The organism is Streptomyces sp., from assembly GCF_036566765.1.
Taxonomy (GTDB): domain Bacteria; phylum Actinomycetota; class Actinomycetes; order Streptomycetales; family Streptomycetaceae; genus Streptomyces.
Genome location: NZ_DATCVQ010000683.1, coordinates 1 through 15270, shown reverse-complemented (window position 1 = coordinate 15270; position 15270 = coordinate 1). Strand labels below are relative to the sequence as shown.

Genomic DNA, 15270 nt, shown 5'->3' with positions numbered 1-15270 from the left:
TGAGCCATGGCGCTGAGCCTTGGCACGCCTGTCCTGACGCGGCTTCGCTAACCGCCCCGCGTCCGAGCCGTGACCGAATCTCCCCCAGGATGTGACCTATGTCCCGGGGGAGAGTCGTTTTCCCAGGTCACAGCAGTTACGGGACTAAACACCAGGCACAAATACCTGTCCATTTCGTGACGTAATGCACTGACAGGGGGTCCCGCCCCGGGACAAGCTGATGTAGGAAGTCGGGGGATCGACTCGGAACGGGAGTACGTCAGTGAGCGCCATGTCTCTTGCCCTGCTGGTGACCACGGCCGCCGCCACGGTGGTGGGCGCCGCTGCCCTGCACGCCGCCCACGGTCTCCGTAAGCAGGTCACCGCCCTGCGGAGCGACCTCGCCGCCTCGCACGGCGCCACCGTCCCGCACGCCCGGCAGACCCCCGCCGTCGAGATACGGGAGGCCGTCGCCGAGGCTCTGGCCGAGGAGCGCGAGCGCGAGCTGGCCGAGGCGCGGGCCTTCTGGGCCGCGCAGGAGGCCCGGGACGCCGCCGACGCCCCGTCCCTGCTCGGCGGCCTGGCCGGCCCCGGCGACGACGGCCCGTTCTACGTGCCGCGCCAGGCCGACTTCGCGGGCCTGGAGGCGCTCGGCCTGGAGGCGATGGAGCTGGAGGCCGCCGCGCTCGACGCCTCCTCCGCCGCCCTGGACGCCCCGGCGCTCGACGCCGCCGCCCTGGAGGAGGCGCTCGACGAACTGCCGGAGTTCACCGAGTACGCCGAGGACTCCCCGGAGCTGGCCGCGGCCCGCCGCCGCCACCCCTCGCACCCCGACTTCGTCCCGGTCCGGCCCGTCGGCGACGCGGTCGTCACCGACCACGAGCGCACCGTGGCCCGCCTGGAGGAGCTCGCCGAGGACCGCACCGCGCTGACCGACGTGCGCCCCGGCCCGCTCGGCACGCTCGACGTGTACGTCTTCGCCGACGGCACCACGCTCTGCATGACCCCCGGCCACCGCGAGACGGCGGAGCGGCTCGCCGAGGCACTGCGCCTGGGCAAGAGCCCGGTCCTGCTCGGCGGCTCGGGGATCTCCGGCGCGTACGCGCTGACGTTCGCCTGCGGCGACGCGGAGGACGACGACAACGTCTACATCCTCGCGGACCGCGTCATCGCCTCTCTCTGACCCGCAGAGCCGGTCCCAGGGCCCGTCACAGCCCGGAGCGCGCCATCGCCTCCCGTACCGACCTCACGGCCTCGTCCAACTCCCCCTCGGGGACGCCGGACGGGGCCGTTCGCAGAATCTCCACCAGATCGTTCCCGGCGACCAGGAGCTGGTCCGCGACCGTGAACAGCCCGGCGTCCGGCATGACCCGCGGCTCGGTCCCGGGCGCCTCGACGCGCTGCGCCCGCGCGGACAACTCCCTGGCCAGCGCCAGCCCCTCGGCGGCCGCGCCGCGTTGCAGCCGGCTGTGCGGGGCGGCCCGCAGCCGGTCGGCGAACCGCTCCACGGCGGCCGTCAGTTCACTCGTATCAAGCACGGCGTGACCCTACGCGCCGTCGAGGGACTGTTGCCAACGGGCGAACGCTCAGGCACGGTGACGTGAAGGAGCACACGGCAATACGCGTCCGGAGGCGCCGATGTCCCACGTCTTCTCCGAAGAAACCCATCGCAACCTGCTCGCCCGCATCCCCCATTGCACCGGTCGTGAAGTGTCCGACTGGCTGCGCACCGTGGAAGAAGGCCCTTCGCTCGTCCGCTTCGAGGAGAAGGTCAGCTGGCTCCGAGGCGAGCACGACCTCGCGTACGGACACGCGAAGGCGATCATCCACGAGTACGACCTCCGTCGAGCCGCCCGCCGGCTGCTCTGACGACCCCGCCGAGCACCCCCTTCCCAGCACCCCGTCAAACCGAAGGGCCCGCCCGGCAGTACGCCGGACGGGCCCTTCGCTCGCGCCTGTGAAGGCTCCCCTGGGGGATTAATCGTCGCCGGAGAAGATCGCGACGAGACGCAGCATCTCCAGGTAGATCCAGACGAGGGACATGGTCAGGCCGAACGCGGCCAGCCAGGACTCCTCGCGCGGAGCGCCGTAGGCGACGCCGTCCTCGATCTGCTTGAAGTCCAGGGTGAGGAAGAAGCAGCCGATCAGGATGGCCAGGATGCCGACGATCGCTCCCAGCGGGCCGAAGCTGCGCAGTCCGCCGTCCTCGACCGCGCCGAAGACGCTGAGCAGCAGGTTGACCGCCAGGACGACCACGAAGGCGATCGCGATGGTCATGCCGATGCGGGCGTAGCGGGCGGTGACGCGGATCCAGCGCTGCTTGTACATGAACAGCGTGGCGCCGGAGACGGCCATCGTGCCGAGCACGGCCTGGAACGGGGCGCCGGACCACTGCGCGTTGTACATCTCGCTGATCACGCCGAGGAAGACGCCCTCGAACGCGGCGTAGCCGATGATCAGCGCGGGCGACGGGGTCCGCTTGAAGGACTGCACGATCGCCAGGACGAAGGCCACCAGCGCCGCGCCGATGGCCAGGCCGAAGCTGGTGGGCGACACCGGCAGCAGGGTCCAGGCGAGGACCGCGCCGACGACGACGGTGCCCAGCGTCATGGCCGTGCGCGTGACGACGTCGTCCATCGTCATGCCGCCGGTGCGGACCGGCGCGGGGGCGCCGTACTGCGTGTCCTGCGGGGCGTACGGGTTGGTGGCGTACGGGTTGCCGGCGCCCTGGGCGTACGGGTTCGTTCCGACGGCGGGGCCCCCGGCCTGCGGCTGCTGCGCGTTGAAGCCCGCGTAGCCGTTGTCGCGGCTGAACCCCCGTCGCGAGAAGACCGGGTTACTGCTCCTCATCTCACTCCTCCGTGGCCGCGCTGCGCGGCCTTGCGTCAAGAGTAATGCGGAAGCAAAAGAATCTCCCTAGTGCTCGGGGAGGATCTTTTCCGATCATGAAGAGTCGCGAAGGGGGCCCGAGTGGGGCCCCGAGTGGGGCCGATGAGGGGCCCGAGAGGGGCTCGGGGGACAAAGTGCCCGGAACCGGACTCGAACCGGCACGGCCCGAAGGCCAGCGAGGTTTAAGCTCGCCGTGTCTGCATTCCACCATCCGGGCGTGGCACGCGGCTCCGCGTAAGCAACATGAGCCTATCGGGACGCATCCCTCGTTCAGCGGAACGATGGCCCGATGTTGTCTTATTTTATTGACGTCTGAGGGTGCGTCAGTGCAGGTGGAGGGCGTTCGGGCAAACTGTGACGGGGCTCGCAGGCGCAAAGGTGTACACGTGGGAATGACGAAAAGTCGTCGCTCCGTGACGCATTCCCCCACGGGGTACCGGCCCGGCTCGGGGCTCAGGGTCGCCGTCATACCTCAGGAGGAGGGACGGGGCGGCCGGTCCGACTCGAGACTGCCCCGGGAACGGGCACGTGGACGGACGACCGGCGAACGCACGGCCGAGACGATGGAGGGGTTCCGAACCACTCGTCCCGAGGAGCCCCCGTGACCACCACCCCCACCGTCTCCCGCGCCACCGCGGTGGCCGCCCGCGCCATGGATCTGAGCAAGGTCTACGGACAGGGCGAGACCCAGGTGGTCGCCCTGGACGGGGTCACCGTGGACTTCCGGCAGGGCGAGTTCACCGCGATCATGGGCCCCTCGGGCTCCGGCAAGTCGACGCTGATGCACTGCGTGGCCGGCCTCGACTCCTTCAGCTCCGGCTCGGTCCGGATCGGCGAGACCGAGCTCGGCACTCTGAAGGACAAGCAGCTCACCCAGCTGCGCCGGGACAAGATCGGCTTCATCTTCCAGGCGTTCAACCTGCTGCCGACGCTCACCGCGCTGGAGAACATCACGCTCCCGATGGACATCGCGGGCCGCAAGCCCGACCAGCAGTGGGTGCGTCAGGTCATCGACATGATCGGGCTCTCCGACCGGCTCAGCCACCGCCCCGCGCAGCTCTCCGGCGGCCAGCAGCAGCGCGTCGCCGTCGCCCGCGCGCTGGCCTCCCGCCCCGAGATCATCTTCGGCGACGAGCCCACCGGAAACCTGGACTCGCGCGCCGGCGCCGAGGTCCTGGGCTTCCTGCGCAACTCGGTGCGCGAGCTCGGCCAGACCGTCGTCATGGTCACCCACGACCCGGTGGCCGCCTCCTACGCGGACCGGGTCATCTTCCTCGCGGACGGCCGGATCGTCGACGAGATGCTGCGCCCCACGGCGGACGGCGTCCTCGACCGGATGAAGGCCTTCGACGCGAAGGGCCGCACGAGCTGACGGCTCCCGGGGCCCGGCCCCGGTTCCCGCGCCTCTCGACACCTCCGGCCCCCGCGGCCCCCACTCCAGGACACACATATGTTCCGTACCGCCTTGCGCAACGTGCTCGCGCACAAGGCCAGGCTGCTGATGACCGTGCTCGCCGTGATGCTCGGCGTGGCCTTCGTCTCCGGCACCCTGGTCTTCACCGACACCCTCTCCAACGCCTTCCGCAACCAGTCCGCCAAGAGCTACGACGACGTCGCCGTCGCCGTCGGCGCGCGGCCGAACCCCGAGGACGCGGCGAAGACCCCCGGTCTCTCCCAGCAGGTCCTCGACAAGATCGGCAAGGTGAAGGGCGTCGAGTCCGCCACCGGCCGGGTCGACGGCTTCGCCGGCGTGGCCGACAAGGACGGCAAGCTGATCGGCGTCGGCTGGTCCAACAAGGGCACCAACTTCGCGCCCGGCAAGGACGGCCAGGACGCCGCGTACGACTTCACCGACGGCTCCGGCCCGACGGCGGCCGGCCAGGTCGCCCTCGACAAGGAGACCGCGGCCAAGGGCGGTTACAAGGTCGGCGACGCCGTCCGCGTGGCCACCAACGGCCCGGTCGCGGAGTACACCCTCTCCGGCGTCTTCACCACCGAGGACGGCGCGGTGAACGCCGGCGGCAGCCTGATCCTCTTCGACACCGCCGAGGCGCAGAAGCTCTACCTGAAGCCGGGCTGGTTCTCCGACGCCACCGTCACCGCCGCCCCCGGCGCCGACGACACCGAGCTCGTCGACGAGATCGTGCCGCTGCTCCCGAAGTTCGCGACGGCCCAGACCGGGCAGGCCCTCGCCGACCAGCAGGCCGAGGAGATCGAGAGCGGCCTCGGCGCGCTCAAGCAGGTCCTGCTCGGCTTCGCCGCCATCGCGCTCTTCGTCGGCGTCTTCCTGATCGCGAACACGTTCACGATGCTGGTCGCCCAGCGCACCAAGGAACTGGCCCTGATGCGCGCCGTCGGCGCCTCGCGCCGGCAGATCACCCGGTCCGTCCTCATCGAGGCCTTCCTGGTCGGCCTGATCGCCTCCGTCGTCGGGTACTGCCTCGGCATCGGCCTGGCCACCGGGCTGCGCTCGGGCATGTCCGCCTTCGGCCTGAAGGTGCCGGACGGCCCGCTGATCCTGGGCGCCGCCCCGATCGTCGCGGCCCTCGCCGTCGGCGTGATCATCACGATGGTGGCCGCCTACCTGCCCGGCCGCCGCGCCGCGAAGATCCCTCCGGTGGCGGCGATGAGCAGCGTCCACGCGGTCGCCACCGTCAAGTCGCTGGTGCTGCGCAACTCCATCGGCGGGGCGATCACCGCGCTCGGCGCGCTGCTGATCGTCACGGGCGCCTCCAAGGCCGGCGACACGGGCCGGATGCTGGTCGGCGGCGGCGCGTTCTGCGCGCTGGTCGGCGTGATCATCCTGATCCCGCTGCTGTCCCGCCCGGTGATCGCGCTGCTGAAGCCGGTCCTGAAGGGCTTCGGCGTGGCGGGCAAGCTGGCCGGCCAGAACGCGGTGCGCAACCCGCGCCGTACCGGCGCCACCGCCTCCGCGCTGGCCATCGGCCTCACCCTCGTGACCGGTCTGTCGGTGCTCGGCGCCACGGTCGGCTCGGCCCTGGACAAGGCGACCGTCGACCAGGTCAAGGCCGACTACATGGTCACGATGGCGGACGGCGCGGGCCCCGGTCTCGACGGCTCGGCCCTGACCGCGCTGAAGAAGGCCCCGGGCGTCAGCGCGGTCTCCCCGCAGCAGTCCGGCTACTTCGAGATCAAGGGCGACTTCCAGTCGGCCTCCGGCGTCACCCCCGGCGACGTCGAGAAGGTGCTGAACCTCAAGACCGTCGGCGGCGACCTGGGCTCGCTGGCGCAGGGTCAGGTCGCGGTCGCCGAGTCGACCGCGAAGAAGCAGGGCTGGAAGGTCGGCGACGCGCTGCCGGTCGTCTTCGGCGACAAGGCGAAGGCCACCCTGAAGGTCGGCGCGGTCTTCGAGGGGAGCGAGTTCGTCTCCCCCTTCGTGCTGGACTCGAAGATCCTCGACGCCCACGAGGAGAAGCCGTTCATCCCGCAGATCTTCGTCCGCATGGACGGCGGAGAGTCGACGGCCAACGAGGGCGCGCTGGTCAAGGCGCTCGGCGACAACCCGGCCATGACCGTGATGGACAAGCAGGACATCCGTGACGCCTTCGGCGGCCCGATCAACATGCTGCTGAACATCATGTACGGCCTGCTCGCGATGGCCCTGATCATCGCCGTCCTGGGTGTGGTGAACACCCTGGCGATGTCGGTCTTCGAGCGGCAGCAGGAGATCGGAATGCTGCGGGCGATCGGCCTGGACCGCCGCCGCGTGAAGCGGATGGTCCGTCTGGAGGCCGTGGTCATCTCGCTGTTCGGCGCGGTGGTCGGCATCGGGCTCGGCTCGTTCCTCGGCTGGGCGGTCGGCGAGACCTTCAAGTCCAGCCTGCCGGGCTACGCGCTGGTGCTGCCCTGGGACCGGATCGGGATCTTCCTGGTCCTCGCCGGACTGGTCGGCGTCCTCGCCGCCCTGTGGCCGGCCCGCAGCGCCGCGCGGCTGAACATGCTGTCCGCCATCAAGGCCGAGTAGCCGAGGCAGTACGCGCAGAGGCAAGGGCCGGGTCCCGTACGGGGCTCGGCCCTTCGCCATGCCGTCCTGCCGTCCTGCCGTCCTAGTCGCCTTCGGTCCACCGCCGGGATCGCAGCGGCAGCCCGCTCGCCCCCGACTCCGGCGTGCGCACCGCCAGGAACTGGTTCACGCCGATCCGGTTGCGCTCGAAGGACACCGCGGAGGCGGCCATGTACAGCCGCCAGATCCGGGCCCGGCCCGGCGAGGTCAGCTTGACCGCCCGGGCCCAGTGCCCCTCCAGGTTCGCCACCCAGCGCCGCAGCGTCAGCGCGTAGTGCTCCCGCAGCGCCTCCACGTCCCGCACCTCGAAGCCGGCGTCCTCCAGGGTGGCGAGGGTGCTGCCCATCGGGGCGAGCTCGCCGTCGGGGAAGACGTACGCGTCGATGAACTCGTCCACGTGGTACGCGTCCTCGTCCCGCTCCGGCCGCCGGGAGATCTGGTGGTTGAGCAGCCGCCCGCCGGGCTTCAGGAGCGCGTACAGGGTGTCCGCGTACTCCCGGTAGCGCACCGCGCCGACGTGCTCGGCCATGCCGATCGAGGAGATCGCGTCGTACGGGCCGTCCTTGACGTCCCGGTAGTCCTGGACCCGGATCTCGACCTTGTCGGTGAGCCCCTCGTCCGCGACGCGCTTGCGCGCGAAGGCGGCCTGCTCCCGGGAGAGCGTGACGCCGACGACCTGGACGCCGTACTCGCGGGCCGCGTGGATCGCCATGGAGCCCCAGCCGCAGCCCACGTCGAGCAGCCGGTCGCCGGGCTTCAGGGCGAGCTTGCGGGCGATCAGGTCGAGCTTGTCGCGCTGGGCGTCCTCAAGCGTCCCGCCGTCCGTCCAGTACGCGCACGAGTAGACCATCGAGGGCCCGAGGACCAGCTCGTAGAAGTCGTTGCCCACGTCGTAGTGGTGGCTGATCGCCTGCTTGTCGCGCCGCTTGGTGTGCAGCCGGCCGGAGCGCCGGCGCATCTCCTCGGCCGGCGGCGGGGGCGGCGGGAAGGGCCCGGCGAGCTTCAGCAGGGCGAGGGCCGCGGCGCGCAGTCGCGGGTCGCGGAGCGGGTGCACGGCGCGCCCGGCGTCCGTGTCGCGGTCCCAGAGGTGCCCGGCGAGCCGGTCCAGGAACTCGTACAGGTCTCCCTCGACGTCGATCTCGCCGGCCACCCAGGCCCGGGCGAGGCCCAGCTCGCCGGGCTTCCACAGCAGCCGGCGCAGGGCGCGTCGCTGCCGGACGATCAGCACCGGTCCCCCGGGGGGCCCTGCCTCGCTGCCGTCCCAGGCACGCAGTCGCACCTGGAGCGGGCTGCCCAGCAGTTCCTCGGCAAGAGCGGTCAGCCGCAGTGCGGCGTCGGCCATGGTGCACACCTCCGTGGTCTCGTGCCCCAGCTACTCGTCACCATGTGAACACCGTCGGTAGGCGATTTAAGTCCCCTTTTCCGCGCAACACCCGCGCGAAACACACCGAAGGGGCCGTCCGCACCACGGATGGCGGACGGCCCCTTCAGGGGTACTGCGTTGCTTCAGGCGGGCGTCAGGAGGCCTTGGCCTTCTCCGGCGCCTTGGCCGGAGCCGGAGCCGGCTTGGCCGCCTCGTAGAACTCCTCGCGCGGCGACTCGATCGCGCCGAGCGAGACGACCTCGCGCTTGAGGAACATCGCGAGGGTCCAGTCGGCGAAGACGCGGATCTTGCGGTTCCAGGTCGGCATGGCCATGCCGTGGTAGCCACGGTGCATGTACCAGGCGAGACGGCCCTTGAGCTTGATCTTCATCTTGCCCATGACGATCATCGCGACGCCCTTGTGCAGACCGAGACCCGCGACGGCGCCCTTGTTGGAGTGCTCGTAGGTCTTCTGCGGGAAGCCTCGCATCCCGGACACCACGTTGTCGCCGAGGACCTTGGCCTGGCGCAGCGCGTGCTGGGCGTTCGGCGGGCACCAGGCGTTCTCGACGCCGGCCTTGCGGGAGGCGACGTCCGGGACCTGGGCGTTGTCGCCCGCGGCCCAGATGTAGTCGGTGCCCTGGACCTGGAGCTTCTCGGAGGTGTCCACGTGGCCGCGGGGGCCGAGCGGGAGACCGAAGCGGGCGAGCGCCGGGTTCGGCTTGACGCCGGCGGTCCACACGATGGTGTTGGAGTCGACCTCGAGGCCGTTCTTCAGCACCACGTGGCCGTCGACGCAGGAGTCCATCGAGGTCTGGAGGTAGATCTCGATGCCGCGGCTCTCGAGGTGCTCCTTGCCGTACTGGCCGAGCTTCGGGCCGACCTCGGGAAGGATCTTGTCGGCGGCGTCGACCAGGATGAAGCGCATGTCCTCGCGCTTCACGTTCTGGTAGTACTTCGACGCGTCGCGGACCATGTCCTCGATCTCGCCGACGGTCTCCGCGCCGGCGAAGCCGCCGCCCACGAAGACGAAGGTCAGCGCCTTGCGGCGGACCTCCTCGTCGGTGGTCGAGTCGGCCTTGTCGAGCTGCTCGAGGACGTGGTTGCGCAGGCCGATGGCCTCCTCGATGCCCTTCATGCCGATGCCCTGCTCGGCGAGGCCGGGGATCGGGAAGGTGCGGGAGACGGCGCCGAGCGCGATCACCAGGTAGTCGAAAGGCAGCTCGTACGCCTCGCCCACGAGGGGCGCGATCGTGGCGACCTTGCGGTCCTGGTCGATGGTGGTGACCCGACCGGTGAGCACCTCGGCTCCACGCACGACGCGTCGCAGCGGGACGACGACATGGCGCGGCGAGATGCTGCCGGCGGCGGCTTCGGGGAGGAAGGGCTGGTAGGTCATGTACGACCGCGGGTCGACGACCGTGACGGTCGCCTCCGCGTAGCGCATCTTCTTGAGGATGCGCCGAGCTGCGTACAGGCCTACGTACCCACCGCCTACTACGAGGATCCTGGGACGCTCCGTGGTGCTCATGCCATCGAGTATCCACCCCCCTGGAGGGGGTCGCTCGTGAGCCCCTTCACAAGCACCTCGGGCACCTCTGCTACACTCCGCCGCCCGCGTGATCCAGGTCATGGTGGCGCAAAGGAACCACGGTGCAGCGGCGAACGTTGTTCACCCCTGTTGAACTGGCCCAGAGAGCCGTTCTTAACGAAGAACCACAGGACGCATTCACGCGATGGAAACATCGAGCGAACTCGCCCTCGCACCTACGAAAGAGCCCCGACAGGGGCTTCGGAGGCTCAGAAGACCCTCCTCGGCTCCTATCAGGGCCTTTTTCTTGTGAAGAACTTCACGAAGTTCCTCCGACGGGTGGTCGCCGGGCGACGCGGCGACTCACCCTTATGCCACGGACAGGGCGATTCCGTCGAGAATGTCGTGCTCGCTGACCACGACCTCGCGGGCCCCGATCCGCTCCATGATCTCCCGCAGCACCAGGGCCCCGGCGACGATGACGTCCACCCGCCCGGGGTGCATCACGGGGATCGCGGCGCGCTCGTCGTGCGTGGACGCGAACAGCCGGTCGGTGACCTCGACGACCTGCTCGTACGAGATCCGGGCGCGGTGGATCTTCTCCGAGTCGTACGCGGGGAGGCCGAGCGCGATCGCGGCCACGGTGGTGACCGAGCCGGCCAGACCCACCAGGGTCTCGGCCTGCGCGATCGGGACGGTCTCCTCGGCCAGGTCGAGCGCCGCGCGGACGTCGGCGCGGATCGCGGCGATCTCCTCGGCGCTCACCGGGTCGTGCCGCACATGGCGCTCGGTGAGCCGGACGCAGCCGACGTCGACCGAACGGGCGGCCTCGACGTGCCGGTTGCCGACGACGAACTCGGTGGAGCCGCCGCCGATGTCCACCACCAGGTACCGGTCGTCCCCGTCCAGCTCGGAGGTCGCACCGGTGAAGGAGAACTCGGCCTCCTGGTCGCCGGAGATCACCTCGGGCTCGACGCCCAGGATGTCCAGGACACCGGCGACGAACTCGTCCCGGTTCTCGGCGTCGCGGGAGGCGGAGGTCGCCACGAAGCGCACCCGCTCCGCGCCCAGCTCCTTGATCACGTCGGCGTACGCGCGGCAGGCCGCGAAGGTCCGCTCCAGCGCCTCGGGGGCCAGCCGGCCGGTCCGGTCGACGCCTTGGCCGAGCCGGACGATCGTCATCCGTCGGTCCAGCTCGATCAGCTCGCCCCTCTGGCCCGCGCCGGAGGCGCTATCGGGCACAGCCACGTCGGCGACCAGCAGGCGGATGGAGTTCGTACCGCAGTCGATTGCCGCGACCCGCGTCATTCCGCCGCCCCCTCTTCCTTCTCCGTGCCCGGCGTGACGCACGGGCCCTTCGCCCACCACTCCGGCAGCATGGCGATCGCCTCGTCGCCGAACGGGTTCACGCCCGGGCCGGCGACCAGCGAGTGGCCGACCAGCACGTGCAGGCACTTGACCCGGTCCGGCATGCCGCCGGCGCTCGGGAAGCCCTCCAGGACCTCGATGGCGTCGCGGCGGGCGATGTAGTCCTCGTGCGCGGCGCGGTACGCGGCGGCCAGCTCCGGGTCGGTGGCCAGCCGGGCCTGCATCTCCTTCATGACCCCGTTGGCCTCGAGCGTGCCGATGGCCGAGGCCGCACGCGGGCAGGTGAGGTAGTACGTGGTCGGGAACGGGGTCCCGTCGGGGAGCCGCGGCGCGGTCTCGACGACGTCCGGGTTGCCGCACGGGCAGCGGTGCGCGATCGCGCGCAGGCCGCGCGGCGGCCGGCCGAGCTGCGCCTCGAACGCGGCGACGTCCGCCTCGGTGGGCACGGTGGATTCGGTCTGCGGAGGGGGCGTTTCCATGCGTGGTCAAGTCTTCTCGTCGTCGGAGCCGGGTCGCCCCCATCATCCCTCAGCGCTGCGCGTCGGCGTGGTCGACGCCTTCCCAGAGGTCGGAGTACCAGGCGCGGGCGCCGCCGCCGTCGTCGCGGCGGGGCCGGCCGGCCGCGTCCGGGTCGTTCACGGTGAAGCCCCGCTCGCCCGGCATCACGTAGTGCAGATGCTCGCGGGCGAGCCGGCGGACGTACGCGGGGTCCTGCAGCCGCGCCTTCTCGTCGCGCAGCTCCTCGACCCGCTGCGCCGCCTCGGCGGCCTGCCGCTCCTGGTCGGAGATCTCGGCGCGCTGGGAGACGTACTGCCGCATCGGGTACGCGAGCGCGACCACCAGCGAGCAGACGATCAGGGCGAGGAAGGCGGCGCGGCCGGTGAGCCGGGAGCGGCGGGCCTGCCGGCGGGTCTGGGAGCGGTAGACACGGGCGGCGGTCTGCTCGCCGAGCAGTCGCAGCCGGGTCGCGGTCGAGAACCGGTCCCGGTCCTTCGCGGCCATGTGCCCGCCTCCCCTTATACGTACGAACGTCCCCGCACACGGTACGGGACCGGGTGCGGGGACGTACGGAGGCTCAGGGCGTCGGCCCTGAAGGGTGCTCAGCCCTTGAAGCGGGGGAACGCCGAGCGGCCGGCGTAGACCGCGGCGTCGTCGAGGATCTCCTCGATGCGCAGCAGCTGGTTGTACTTGGCGACGCGGTCCGAGCGGGCCGGGGCGCCGGTCTTGATCTGACCGCAGTTCACCGCGACCGCGAGGTCGGCGATGGTGACGTCCTCGGTCTCGCCGGAGCGGTGGGACATCATGCACTTGAAGCCGTTGCGCTGGGCGAGCTCGACGGCGTCGAGGGTCTCGGTCAGCGAGCCGATCTGGTTGACCTTGACCAGGAGGGCGTTCGCGGTGCCCTCCTCGATGCCACGGGCCAGGCGCTCCGGGTTGGTGACGAAGAGGTCGTCGCCGACGATCTGGACCTTGGCGCCCAGCTTGTCGGTGAGGATCTTCCAGCCGTCCCAGTCGTCCTCGAACAGCGGGTCCTCGATGGAGACCATCGGGTACGCGGAGACGAGCTCCTCGTAGTACTCGGTCATCTCGGCGGCCGTGCGGGACTTGCCCTCGAACTCGTACGCGCCGTCCTTGTAGAACTCGGACGCGGCGACGTCGAGCGCCAGCGCGACGTCGGAGCCCGGGGTGTAGCCGGCCTCCTTGATGGCCTCGATGATGAGGTCGAGCGCGGCGCGGTTCGACTCGAGGTTCGGGGCGAAGCCGCCCTCGTCGCCGAGGCCGGTGGACAGGCCCTTGCGCTTCAGCACGCCCTTGAGCGTGTGGTAGATCTCGGCGCCCCAGCGCAGCGCCTCGGAGAAGGACTCCGCGCCGATCGGGGCGATCATGAACTCCTGGATGTCCACGTTGGAGTCGGCGTGCGACCCACCGTTGAGGATGTTCATCATCGGAACGGGCAGCAGGTGCGCGTTCGGGCCGCCGAGGTAGCGGAAGAGCGGGAGGTCCGAGGCCTCGGACGCGGCGTGCGCGACGGCGAGGGAGACGCCGAGGATGGCGTTGGCGCCGAGCGAGGACTTGTCCGGGGTGGCGTCCAGGTCGAACATGGCCTGGTCGATCAGGCGCTGCTCGGTGGCGTCGTAGCCGACGAGCTCCGGGCCGATCTGCTCGATGACGGCGAGGACGGCCTTCTCGACACCCTTGCCCTTGTAACGGTTCGGGTCACCGTCGCGAAGCTCCAGGGCCTCGAACGCACCGGTGGAGGCGCCGGACGGAACGGCAGCACGGCCGGTGCTGCCGTCGTCGAGGCCGACCTCGACCTCGACCGTGGGGTTGCCTCGGGAGTCCAGGATTTCCCGGGCTACGACGACGTCGATGGACGGCACGAGCATCTCCTTCTGGGATGTGACGCGAGAAAAGTGCAGAGGTCCGCTTGGCCTTGCGACAAGAGCCTATCCGGCTCGCGACGCCCAGCCAGTCGGGTGCCCGCCCGCTGGGACGAAAAAGGACCCAAGCGCGGGCATCACGGGGTGAAAGCCCCCGTTCTACCCACTGGTAACCATCGGTCGCGCCCCTCGGGGACGCGGAAACCCCGGCCCGGCGTGTACGGGGGAAGAAACACGCCGGACCGGGGTGGTCACCGCGGGAGGGTCGCGCGACCCGGGTGAGCCGCCGGACTCACCCGGGTCGGCGGACTCACTTCAGGTGGAGCTGCTGACCCGGGTAGATCAGGTCGGCGTCGTCCAGGATGTCCTTGTTCAGCTCGAAGAGCTTCGCCCAGCCGCCCTTGACGTCGTGGGCGGCGGCGATCTTGCTCAGGGTGTCGCCGGCGACGACCTTGTACTCGCCGTCGCCCTTCTTCACCTTCTTGCCCGTCGGGGTGGTGACGGTCTTCTTCGCCTCAGCCTTGGCCTTCGCGGCGGGCTTCGGCGCGGTGCGCTGCTCGCTGCGGGTGGTCGGCTGCTCGGCCTTCCGCTCCGGCTGCGCCTGCTCGGCGGCGCCGCCGGTGTACGCGGCGCTGGAGAGGCCCACGCCACAGCTCGGCCAGGCGCCCTTGCCCTGGCCGGCCAGGACCTTCTCGGCTATCTGGATCTGCTGCGACTTGGAGGCCTGGTCGGCGCTGGCCGCGAAGGCGGTGCCGCCGTAGGCAGCCCAGGTGGAGGCCGAGAACTGCAGGCCGCCGTAGTAACCGTTGCCGGTGTTGATGGACCAGTTGCCGCCGGACTCGCACTGGGCGACGGCGTCCCACTCGGAGGCGGTGGCGGCCGAGGCGGCGCCCGCAGTCATCAGCGGGGCGGCGACGGCGACACCGGCGACGCCGACGAGTGCGACGACGCGGGTGGCCTTGGAGGCACGGCGGTGCTTGCCCTTGCCGGAAAGCAGCATGAAGTTCTCCTCACCGACGCCTGTGAGGTGAGCTGTCGGGTTCGGGCCGGAAGAGTTGCCCGGCCGCGTGTCGTTGCACGCGGCTTCACCCCCAGCCGGTCGATCGGCCGTCACTGTCTCGACGGCCGGGACCGGCACTTACCTTGGGTCCCCCACTCCTGCCTACGGCGCTTGACGCGACGACTGTTCCCATCGGCCGACGGCAGGATTCGGCGTTACCGGTCGACGGGGCCCGCGGTGGCGAGCGGTGACGACCGTAGACACAGACCCATCAGAAGTTCAAAGAGCCCCATCCGGGAAAAATCGCCCCTATCCGCCCAGTTGCGCGCGCCGTTTACGCAGGTGGGAGGTGACGGAAGCAAACTTTGCGGGCGGGTCGGGCCAGTTGGGGCGAAGAGACTCATGTCTCACTTGCGCAGAACCGGACATACGGCGTCGAACCGCCCGCACTGGCGGCTACTTCCGGTCGGTCAGATCGAGGCTCTGACCGGGGAGGATGAGGTCCGGATCGGCACCCACGGTCTCGCGGTTGGCCGCGTAGAGGGCCTTCCAGCCTCCGTCGAGTTCATGCTCGGCGACGATCCCCGAGAGGCTGTCGCCCGGGCGGACGGTGTACTCGTCCGAGCTGTCCGGGTTTCCACCCTTCGCACCCTTGGCGGCATCCGTCTCGTTACCGGTGGTTTCGTCGATGCCGGGGCGCTCCGCGTCACGTGTCGCCTCGTCACCCGGCGCGGC

14 protein-coding genes, 1 tRNA gene and 1 riboswitch are annotated in these 15270 nt (G+C 70.5%); of the genes, 4 read left to right on the top strand and 11 right to left on the bottom strand.

Annotated features, from left to right (window positions below; translation table 11 throughout):
* The first annotated feature begins 271 nt into the window (after positions 1-271).
* Positions 272-1162, top strand: coding sequence for a hypothetical protein (locus tag VIU94_RS39580; protein ID WP_331919628.1), 891 nt, complete (start codon positions 272-274; stop codon positions 1160-1162).
* Between the two features lie 25 nt (positions 1163-1187).
* Here VIU94_RS39580 and VIU94_RS39575 read toward each other — a convergent pair whose 3' ends face one another.
* Positions 1188-1517, bottom strand: a complete 330-nt coding sequence (locus VIU94_RS39575; RefSeq protein WP_331919626.1) for a hypothetical protein — start codon at positions 1515-1517, stop codon at positions 1188-1190.
* Positions 1518-1617: 100 nt separating this feature from the next.
* Here VIU94_RS39575 and VIU94_RS39570 point away from each other — a divergent pair, with 100 nt between their 5' ends.
* Entirely contained in the window at positions 1618-1848 is a 231-nt protein-coding gene (locus VIU94_RS39570; RefSeq protein ID WP_331919624.1) for a DUF4287 domain-containing protein, read from the top strand.
* Positions 1849-1956: 108 nt separating this feature from the next.
* On the opposite strand, the gene VIU94_RS39565 is transcribed toward VIU94_RS39570, so the two are convergent.
* Together VIU94_RS39565 and VIU94_RS39560 are read right to left on the bottom strand one after the other, a co-directional pair.
* On the bottom strand, positions 1957-2829 hold the full coding sequence (locus tag VIU94_RS39565) for a Bax inhibitor-1/YccA family protein (RefSeq protein ID WP_331919622.1): 873 nt from the start codon (positions 2827-2829) through the stop codon (positions 1957-1959).
* A gap of 174 nt (positions 2830-3003) precedes the next feature.
* Positions 3004-3085 (bottom strand) — tRNA-Leu (locus VIU94_RS39560).
* A 384-nt stretch (positions 3086-3469) separates the two neighbouring features.
* On the opposite strand from VIU94_RS39560, the gene VIU94_RS39555 reads away from it, so the two are divergent.
* Both VIU94_RS39555 and VIU94_RS39550 read left to right on the top strand, forming a co-directional pair.
* Complete coding sequence (locus VIU94_RS39555; protein ID WP_331919620.1) at positions 3470-4240, top strand: ABC transporter ATP-binding protein; 771 nt, start codon at positions 3470-3472, stop codon at positions 4238-4240.
* 78 nt (positions 4241-4318) lie between these two features.
* Positions 4319-6853, top strand: coding sequence for an ABC transporter permease (locus VIU94_RS39550; protein WP_331919618.1), 2535 nt, complete (start codon positions 4319-4321; stop codon positions 6851-6853).
* 82 nt (positions 6854-6935) lie between these two features.
* Here VIU94_RS39550 and VIU94_RS39545 read toward each other — a convergent pair whose 3' ends face one another.
* The 8 genes from VIU94_RS39545 to VIU94_RS39510 all read right to left on the bottom strand — a co-directional run.
* Complete coding sequence (locus tag VIU94_RS39545) at positions 6936-8234, bottom strand: class I SAM-dependent methyltransferase (RefSeq protein ID WP_331919616.1); 1299 nt, start codon at positions 8232-8234, stop codon at positions 6936-6938.
* Positions 8235-8409: 175 nt separating this feature from the next.
* Positions 8410-9786 (bottom strand): NAD(P)/FAD-dependent oxidoreductase, encoded by a 1377-nt coding sequence (locus tag VIU94_RS39540; protein ID WP_331919614.1) that lies wholly within the window; start codon positions 9784-9786, stop codon positions 8410-8412.
* A 369-nt stretch (positions 9787-10155) separates the two neighbouring features.
* The gene (locus VIU94_RS39535; protein ID WP_331919612.1) at positions 10156-11094 is read right to left on the bottom strand and encodes a Ppx/GppA phosphatase family protein; all 939 of its coding nucleotides are present in this window, start codon (positions 11092-11094) and stop codon (positions 10156-10158) included.
* On the bottom strand, positions 11091-11633 hold the full coding sequence (locus VIU94_RS39530) for a DUF501 domain-containing protein (RefSeq protein WP_331919610.1): 543 nt from the start codon (positions 11631-11633) through the stop codon (positions 11091-11093). Before VIU94_RS39530 ends, VIU94_RS39535 begins: the two co-directional genes overlap by 4 nt.
* Before the next feature lie 49 nt (positions 11634-11682).
* Positions 11683-12156, bottom strand: a complete 474-nt coding sequence (locus tag VIU94_RS39525; RefSeq protein ID WP_331919608.1) for an FtsB family cell division protein — start codon at positions 12154-12156, stop codon at positions 11683-11685.
* Between the two features lie 98 nt (positions 12157-12254).
* Entirely contained in the window at positions 12255-13541 is a 1287-nt protein-coding gene (eno, locus tag VIU94_RS39520) for a phosphopyruvate hydratase (RefSeq protein ID WP_331919606.1), read from the bottom strand.
* Positions 13542-13845: 304 nt separating this feature from the next.
* A complete protein-coding gene (locus VIU94_RS39515; RefSeq protein WP_331919604.1) occupies positions 13846-14535 on the bottom strand; it encodes a transglycosylase family protein in 690 nt (229 codons plus the stop codon).
* 2 nt (positions 14536-14537) lie between these two features.
* A riboswitch (cyclic di-AMP (ydaO/yuaA leader) is annotated at positions 14538-14715 on the bottom strand.
* Positions 14716-14991: 276 nt separating this feature from the next.
* On the bottom strand, positions 14992-15270 hold a 279-nt coding region (locus VIU94_RS39510; protein ID WP_331919602.1), incomplete at its 5' end, for a LysM peptidoglycan-binding domain-containing protein.

What these genes read in the sequence shown, in the direction of transcription:
- VIU94_RS39535 (WP_331919612.1), bottom strand. Translation starts at nt 11,094, where the DNA reads ATGACGCGGGTCGCGGCAATCGACTGCGGTACGAACTCCATCCGCCTG.
- VIU94_RS39525 (WP_331919608.1), bottom strand. Translation starts at nt 12,156, where the DNA reads ATGGCCGCGAAGGACCGGGACCGGTTCTCGACCGCGACCCGGCTGCGA.
- VIU94_RS39515 (WP_331919604.1), bottom strand. Translation starts at nt 14,535, where the DNA reads ATGCTGCTTTCCGGCAAGGGCAAGCACCGCCGTGCCTCCAAGGCCACC.
- VIU94_RS39545 (WP_331919616.1), bottom strand. Translation starts at nt 8,234, where the DNA reads ATGGCCGACGCCGCACTGCGGCTGACCGCTCTTGCCGAGGAACTGCTG.
- eno (WP_331919606.1), bottom strand. Translation starts at nt 13,541, where the DNA reads ATGCTCGTGCCGTCCATCGACGTCGTCGTAGCCCGGGAAATCCTGGAC.
- VIU94_RS39550 (WP_331919618.1), top strand. Translation starts at nt 4,319, where the DNA reads ATGTTCCGTACCGCCTTGCGCAACGTGCTCGCGCACAAGGCCAGGCTG.
- VIU94_RS39530 (WP_331919610.1), bottom strand. Translation starts at nt 11,633, where the DNA reads ATGGAAACGCCCCCTCCGCAGACCGAATCCACCGTGCCCACCGAGGCG.
- VIU94_RS39570 (WP_331919624.1), top strand. Translation starts at nt 1,618, where the DNA reads ATGTCCCACGTCTTCTCCGAAGAAACCCATCGCAACCTGCTCGCCCGC.
- VIU94_RS39580 (WP_331919628.1), top strand. Translation starts at nt 272, where the DNA reads ATGTCTCTTGCCCTGCTGGTGACCACGGCCGCCGCCACGGTGGTGGGC.
- VIU94_RS39565 (WP_331919622.1), bottom strand. Translation starts at nt 2,829, where the DNA reads ATGAGGAGCAGTAACCCGGTCTTCTCGCGACGGGGGTTCAGCCGCGAC.
- VIU94_RS39540 (WP_331919614.1), bottom strand. Translation starts at nt 9,786, where the DNA reads ATGAGCACCACGGAGCGTCCCAGGATCCTCGTAGTAGGCGGTGGGTAC.